The organism is Caenispirillum bisanense, assembly GCF_039523075.1.
Lineage (GTDB): Bacteria > Pseudomonadota > Alphaproteobacteria > Rhodospirillales > Rhodospirillaceae > Caenispirillum > Caenispirillum bisanense.
On the sequence record NZ_BAAAEP010000099.1, the window covers coordinates 1 to 6282 of the forward strand.

The window sequence follows — 6282 nt, forward strand, 5'->3', positions numbered from 1 at the left end:
CGCCGGAGCCGGCGGCGCCCCCCGCCGCCGCAACAGCCGCCGGCGAGGCCGACCGGAAGCGCGTCGCCAGGGTGCCGATCAGCCCGCCGGCCGCCGCCCGCACGTCGACGCCGCCGGTCATCAGCTTCTTCCAGAAGGCGCCGGAGGTCAGGCGCTTGCCGTACCAGTGGCGCACCTGCGTTTCCGCCAGGGTGCGGTCGCTGCGGGCCCAGGGGTTGAGCAGCACCGCCCCAACCACCCGCGGATCGCGGTTCTGCGCCTGGTAAAAGGCGATGGCGGTGGCGCCGTCGCACAGGCCCCACAGCACCACCTCGCGCACCATGGGCAGGCGGGCGACCAGGGCGTCGATGGCGGCGGCGATGTCGGCGCCGCAGTCCTCGAAGCCGCGGAAACTGCCGCCGCTGTCGCCCATGCCGCGGTAATCGAAGCGCAGCACCGGCGTGCCGGCCTCCGCCAGCTCGCGGGCCAGCAGGACGTACTGGCGATGGGCGCCGGTGCGGTACTGCGGCCCGCCGACCACCACCACCACCGCCCGCTCCGCCGCCAGACCGGGGTCGTGCAGGATGCCGACCAGCGGTTCGCCGGCGGCGTCGAAGGTGAAGGCCTCTTCGCGCGGCGTGGTCATGATCACGGCGCCGCCTCCCCTGCCCGCACGCCGCCGAACCCGGTGGCCGCCGCCAGGACGCCGGCCGGGGCGCGGCCGCCCATCAGCACGTCGACGGTGGCGGCGACGAGGGCCGGGGCGAGCGTGGTTTCCTCGATGGTCCAGAACGGCTCGCCGGCCACCTGCCGCAGCGTCGCCTCCACCCGCCGGCGCAGCCAGCCGTCCACCAGCGCCCCGATGCCCTGCGGCGCCGGTGCGTGCGGATCGGCCGAGACCTGCAGCAGGTCGATGGTACCGCGATAGCCGGCGCCCATGTCCTTGACCGAGATGGCTTCCAGCGCGCTCGCCATGGCGGGGGTGAGGGGGTAGCCCGCCACCTCCACCGTCTCGCCGCCGGCCAGCCGGGCGCGCAAGTCCTTGACCGTCTCGCCGCGCCCGTCGCCGAGCCCGGCCGCCACCCGCACCCGCAAAAGCTGGGTGAGGAACAGGTCGCCGCGGGTCACCGGCTGCCACATGACGGCGTGGGCCAGCTGCGCCTCCACCGCCAGATCGAGGGCGAGCACGGCGCCGGTGCGCAGCCCGCCAGCCGCCCGCGGCGCCAGCCCCTCGGCCCGCAGCCACTCCAGGGCGGCGTGGGCATCGGCACGCCAGCCGTCCCAGGTGGCATCCTCGAAGCGGCCGGCGCTGTCGCCGGTGCCGGAGGGGTCGAGCACCAGCAGCGCCCCGCCCTCCGCCGCCAGGGCATGACCGAGCAGCGTCGCCATGCGCCGGGAGCGGTTCATCTCCTCGCCGAAGGGCGGCAGCCACAGCACCGACCACAACGGCCGCTCGGCGGCGTGCAGCACGGTGAACAGGCGGCCCTGCGGACCGTCGATGAAAGCCGGGTGGAGGCGCGGCGAAGCCATGGGTCAGGCCGTTTCCCGCAGCTTCTCGTCCACCAGGGCGCACAGGCTGCCGACGGTGCGGAACACCTCCACCGACAGGTCGTCGTCCTCGATGATGATGTCGAAGCGGTCTTCCAGCCCGGCGATGACGGTGGCCACCGCCATGCTGTCGAACTCGGGCAGGCTGCCGAGCAGCGGCGTGTCGGCGGTCAGCTGGTCGGCGCGCGGACCAAGCTGCAGCACCTCGCCGAGCAGGCTCTTGATGCGGGTCAGGGTGTCGGACATGGAATGCTCCTGAATCTCTGGGATAGGACGGAGGGGAAAGGGCCTCAGGCCGGGACTGCCAGCGGCGGCCGGGCGGCGGTTTCCAGCCCCTGGGTGCGGCGCAGGAAGGCCTCGAACATCAGCAGGCTCCACAGCGCCGGGGCGTGATCGGCGCGGCCCTCGGCATGGTCGTCGGCGAGGCGGGCGAGGAAGCCCTGGTCGAACAGGCCGCTGTCGGCCAGATGCGGCCCGGTGACGGCGGCGCGCACGCGCTCGCGCAGCGGACCGCGGAACCACGCCGCCAGCGGCACCGCGAAGCCCATCTTGCGGCGGTAGAGGATGTCGTCCGGCACCAGCGGTTCCAGCGCCTTCTTGAACACCGCCTTGCCCTCGCGGCCGCGCAGCTTGAGGTCGGTCGGCAGCGAGCACGCCCATTCCAGGAACGGGTGGTCGAGGATCGGCACCCGCACCTCCAGCGCCACCGCCATGGAGGTGCGGTCGACCTTGGTCAGGATGTCGCCGGCCAGATAGGTCTTCAGGTCGGCATACTGGATGCGGCTGATGGTGTCGTCGGCGGGCGCGGCCTCGATGTGACGGCGCAGCACTTCGCTGGCGTGGTAGCCGCCGAGGCGCGCCCGCATGGCCGGGCCGAACAGCCGCCGCCGCAGGCCGTCGGGCAGCACGCAGACGGTGTGGAAGTAGCTCTCCACCGTGTCCCGCGCCAGCGCCTGCAGGGTGGCCTTGGCGCGCAGGATCCGCGGCCCGCCGCGCAGGTCGGGGTAGAGGGCGCCGAGGGTGCCGAACACCGGCCGGCGCATGGCCGCCGGCAGCTTGCCGCGCACCCGCTCCTCGTCCGCCAGCCAGCGATAGCGCAGGTAGCCGGCAAAGGCCTCGTCGCCGCCGTCGCCGGACAGGGCGACCGTCACCCGTTCGCGCGCCAGCTGGCAGACGCGGTAGGTGGGAATGGCGGAACTGTCGGCAAAGGGCTCGTCGTACATGCCGGCCAGGGCGTCGATCAGGTCGAAGTCGTCGGTATCCACCCGCCGCACCCGATGGGCGGTGTGCCAGCGTTCAGCCACCCGCGCGGCGTGGTCGGTCTCGTCGAAGCCGCTGGTGCCGAAGCCGATGGAGCAGGTGTCCACCGGGTCGCTCGACTGCTGCGCCATCATGGCGACGACGCCGCTGGAATCGACGCCGCCCGACAGGAAGGCGCCCAGCGGCACCTCGGCGATCATGCGGATGCGCACCGCTTCCGCCAGCCGGGCGCGCAGTTCCTCGGCGGCGGCGTCCATGTCGCGCGGGCCGTCCTGGGTGAAGCGGATGTCCCAGAACCGCCGCAGCCGCGGCCCGCCGGCGCTGCCGCGGGTGAGCGTCAGGGTGTGGCCGGGTTCCAGCTTGTGGATGCCGGCGTAGATGGTGCGCGGATCGGGCACGTAGCCGTAGGCGAAGTAATCCTCCACCGCCCGCGGCTCGATGGTGCGCGGCACCTGCGGATGGCGCAGCAGGCTTTTCAGCTCCGACCCGAACACCAGCGATCCGTCCGGCAGCGGCGCCCAGTGCAGCGGCTTGATGCCCAGGCGGTCGCGGGCCAGGAACAGGGTCTGGCGGTTGCGGTCGTAGAGGGCGAAGGCGAACATGCCGCGGAAGCGGGTGACGCAGTCCTCGCCCCATTCCTCCCAGGCATGGACGATGGCTTCGGTGTCGCAGCGGGTGCGGAAGACGTGGCCGCGCGCCCGCAGTTCGACGAACAGCTCCTCGAAGTTGTAGATCTCGCCGTTGTAGACGACCACCACCGAGCCGTCCTCGTTGAACAGCGGCTGCTGGCCGGAGGCGACGTCGATGATCGACAGCCGGCGATGGCCGAGGCCGACGCCGTCCTCGGCGAACAGGCCGCCGCCGTCGGGGCCGCGGTGGTGCTGGATCTCGTTCATGGCGTGCAGCAGGTCACGGTCGACCGGCCGATCCGCCGCAGGATGGAAGAAACCGACGATACCGCACATGGGCGTTGTGTCCTTGTCCTGTCGCGGCGGGGTCAGGGGGTGCCGGCCAGCGCCGGGGTGCCGTCGGCCGCCCGCGCCAGCTGGCCGGACAGGCCGCGGTGGCCGGCGATGAAGGCGCGCATGGCGCCCAGCACGGCCGGCTCGTCCAGCGGGTCGTCGTATTCCGCCGACACGGCGATGAGGGCGCCGGCATCGGGGTTGCCGAACAGCAGGGCGCGGGCCTGCAGCAGCTTGGCGAGGCGGTCGTCGCCGGTGAAGGCCCCGTCCACCCAGTACCAGCTCCACACGATGCGGCGCTCCTGGGCGGGGTTGACGAGGCGGGTCTCGCGGGCCTCGATCTCGGTGCCGTCGACGGTCAGGCGGACGCGGCCCGACGACAGCCGCTGCCAGCCGGGGCCGGACAGGTCGTTGGAGCGGTTGACCACCTCCCGCCCCTGCTCCTGGTTCGGCCACCACGCCGCCACCCGCTCCAGCCGGGCGCCGGAGGCGGCGAAGCCGTCGTGCACCACCTGATCGGCCCCGGCGAAGCGGGGCGTCCAGTCACGCGGCGCGGCGGCGGCCCAGCCGGCCGGCACCGACAGCACCAGCGGCACGGCGATGCGGCCGGAGGCATGGGCGTCGCGGATGGTGCCGAGGGCGAGCCACCCCGGCATGGCGGCACCGGCCAGCAGCGCCAGCACGGTCGCCGCCGCCACCGCCCGGCGGACATGACGCCGCGGCGCCGAGGCCGGCGGCAGGCTGGTGTCGAGCGGCTGGCGGAACAGCCAGCCGACGCCCGCCATCAGCGCCATCACGAACGAGAAGAACACCCAGCCGTAGACGATGTGGTCCACATCCCGCGCCACCGCCGGGCCGAACACGTCGGTCAGCATGACGATGCCGTAGGCGCGCACGCCATTGGCGACCACCGGCACCACCGCCGAGGCGATGACGAACACCAGCCGGTGCACCCAGCCGGTGTAGAACTGCCAGGCGAACAGGGTGCCGAAGGCGAGGCAGGCGGTCAGGAAGCGCAGGCCGGAACAGGCCTCCGCCACCTCGAACTGGCCGAAGGCGGTCTGCAGGAAGACGCCGTCGCTGAACACCGGCACATTGCTGGCGCGCAGCAGGCCAACCGTCATCCAGGCGGTGATGTCCTGCAGGTGGACCACCAGGAAATCGCCGAAGGGAACGGCGAACACCAGATAGGCGAGCGGGAAGGCCATCTGCCAGCAGGCGCGCCAGCCGGTGACCGTCAGCACCATGCCCCAGATCATGCCGACCAGGGCGAACTGCTGCACGATGAGGGCGGAGACCGCCGATCCCAGCGTCCACGCCAGCGATGCCAGCACCACCAAGGTCAGCCCCCAGGCGGTGGGGCGCGGCGCGGTGCGGGCCAGAGCCGCCCGCCGCTCCCACACCAGCGCCAGCACCACCGGCACGATGAGCATGCCGTGGTTGTAGGAGCCGGTGTTCCACCACGTGGAGGCGGTGGCCGCCACCGTTCCGCCGAACATCAGCAGCAGCGCCGCCAGCCCGACGGCGAGCGCCGCCGCGGCGGCTCGCCAGCCGCGTCCGGCCTCCGCCGACGCCGACGCCATCGCCGTCGGCGATGCGACCGGCGTGGCCGGCACGGCGGCGCGACAGCCCGCCCCTCCGGCCCCGACGACCGGCTTGCCCATGGACACGATGCAGCCTCCCCGACCGGGCGCCAGCGCCTCAGCCGTAGTAATAGTAGCCTTCGTAACCGCCCTTGCCGTGGACGCCGAACCGGGTCCGCACCTTGTTCAGCACCAGCTGGATGTTGTCGCAGGCGTGCAGCACGTCGAGCGCGCCCTTGACCTCCAGCTCGGTGGTGCGTTCGGCCTCGACGATCAGCAGCACCTGCCCGACATGCGGGCTGAGGGCGGTGCCTTCGGCGCTGACCAGGGCCGGGGCGCTGTCGAAGATGATCACGCGGTCCTTGTAGCGCTCCGCCATCTCGCGGATCAGGCTGGTGGCGCGGTGGCTGGCGAGCATTTCCGTGCCCATGGGATGGGGCTTGCCGGCCAGGATGAGCGACAGGTTGGGCACGTTGGTGCGCAGCAGCACGTCGCGCACCTCCAGCGACGGATCGTCCAGCAGGTCCGTCAGGCCCTTTTCCGACGACACGTTGAGCATGGGGCCGACGTTGGGGCGGCTGAGATCGGAGTCGATCAGCAGCACATGGACGTCGCGCTCCTTGGCGATGCTCATGGCCAGGTTGACGGCGGTGAAGCTCTTGCCCTCGCTCGGCAGGGCGCTGGTGACCATGATCAGGTTTTCCTTCCGCACCTGGCCGGGGCGGTAGGTGAAGGCGGCCTGCAGCAGCGGCCGCTTGATCATGCGGAATTCCTCGGCGATGGACGACCGCTCGCCGCGGGGGGTGACCATGCCCATGGCCTGCAGGCGGTCGAGGTCGATGGTGACCTGGCCGGCGGCGCGGGCGGTGGCGGCGCTGGCGCCGGGGGCGACCGCCGGCCGCTCCAGGGTCGCCGTGTCGCCGCCGGCCCCGAGCGGGGCGGCCGCCGGG

At 72.8% G+C, this 6282-nt stretch carries 6 protein-coding genes; all 6 read right to left on the bottom strand.

Features of this window, described 5'->3' with window-relative positions; genetic code table 11:
* Window positions 1–625: hydrolase 1, exosortase A system-associated (locus tag ABD056_RS22285; protein WP_343870442.1), on the bottom strand; the 625-nt coding region annotated here is incomplete at its 3' end.
* 2 nt (window positions 626–627) lie between these two features.
* A complete protein-coding gene (locus tag ABD056_RS22290) occupies window positions 628–1509 on the bottom strand; it encodes a hydrolase 2, exosortase A system-associated (RefSeq protein ID WP_343870435.1) in 882 nt (293 codons plus the stop codon).
* 3 nt (window positions 1510–1512) lie between these two features.
* The gene (locus tag ABD056_RS22295) at window positions 1513–1773 is read right to left on the bottom strand and encodes an acyl carrier protein (RefSeq protein WP_343870436.1); all 261 of its coding nucleotides are present in this window, start codon (window positions 1771–1773) and stop codon (window positions 1513–1515) included.
* 44 nt (window positions 1774–1817) lie between these two features.
* The gene (locus tag ABD056_RS22300; protein ID WP_343870438.1) at window positions 1818–3752 is read right to left on the bottom strand and encodes an XrtA/PEP-CTERM system amidotransferase; all 1935 of its coding nucleotides are present in this window, start codon (window positions 3750–3752) and stop codon (window positions 1818–1820) included.
* A gap of 32 nt (window positions 3753–3784) precedes the next feature.
* Entirely contained in the window at window positions 3785–5413 is a 1629-nt protein-coding gene (gene xrtA, locus ABD056_RS22305) for an exosortase A (RefSeq protein WP_343870444.1), read from the bottom strand.
* Between the two features lie 37 nt (window positions 5414–5450).
* On the bottom strand, window positions 5451–6282 hold an 832-nt coding region (locus tag ABD056_RS22310), incomplete at its 5' end, for an XrtA-associated tyrosine autokinase (protein WP_343870440.1).

Bases quoted from the DNA above. Each gene is read 5' to 3' on its own strand.
- ABD056_RS22290 (WP_343870435.1), bottom strand. From the start codon at position 1,509: ATGGCTTCGCCGCGCCTCCACCCGGCTTTCATCGACGGTCCGCAGGGC.
- ABD056_RS22295 (WP_343870436.1), bottom strand. From the start codon at position 1,773: ATGTCCGACACCCTGACCCGCATCAAGAGCCTGCTCGGCGAGGTGCTG.
- xrtA (WP_343870444.1), bottom strand. From the start codon at position 5,413: ATGGGCAAGCCGGTCGTCGGGGCCGGAGGGGCGGGCTGTCGCGCCGCC.
- ABD056_RS22300 (WP_343870438.1), bottom strand. From the start codon at position 3,752: ATGTGCGGTATCGTCGGTTTCTTCCATCCTGCGGCGGATCGGCCGGTC.